A 650-nucleotide genomic window follows, 5' to 3' on the forward strand; every position below is an offset into this window, starting at 1 on the left:
GGGGTCGTCCTTGTGTCCGAGGGCTTTGAGCAGATCGTCTATAATGCAGAAGGCCACTAGAACGGTCCAGTTCATAGTGGCCTTCATTGTTCTACATGCATCGTCTGAATAGGTAGCAACTTGGGTTGCATCTCAAAAAGTGGCCGGTGTTGCGCTCGGTTAGAAAGTTCTCGGCGAATCCTAAGGCTCTACTCAAGCTAATTCGAGGGTTGTGATAAAAGCCTGCCTATCAAGAACCTCGAGCCCGAGGGCTCGAGCAAGAGGGTAGTATGGAAAGCGAAACCCGTCAAACCATGGAAAAGACCCCCAACCCCCAACCCCGTCCCACCCCCGAGAACCCGAGAGTGCTGAGCGAGAGGGAGATGGCCGAACTCCTCCTCCAGCACTACCTGCCCTCCGACCTCCGGCCCGAGGAAGTGGGCCTGGCCTTCTTCCCCACGGGGGAGAACCCCCAAGAAGCCCTCGAGGCCTTCCTGGGAGTCCTCCCCGAGCCGCACCGGGCGTGGGCTCGGGAAAACCCCTACTACCCCCAGCGCCTGCAGGCGGCCTGGCTCGACGCCCTGACCCTGGGCTACGGCCCGCCCCGGCACGGGATGGCCCTGTGGTCGCTCAAGCACCCCCTCTCCCGCCTGGCGCTGGTGCCCCCGCAC

Annotated in this window: 1 protein-coding gene; it reads left to right on the forward strand. The window is 62.0% G+C overall.

The annotated features are described in order from the left end of the window. Nucleotides 1-269: 269 nt before the first annotated feature. Nucleotides 270-650, forward strand: a 381-nt coding sequence (locus Mrose_RS18505) for a hypothetical protein (RefSeq protein WP_147371742.1), incomplete at its 3' end; no start/stop codon positions are given.

This window comes from Calidithermus roseus, assembly GCF_003574095.1.
GTDB lineage: Bacteria > Deinococcota > Deinococci > Deinococcales > Thermaceae > Calidithermus > Calidithermus roseus.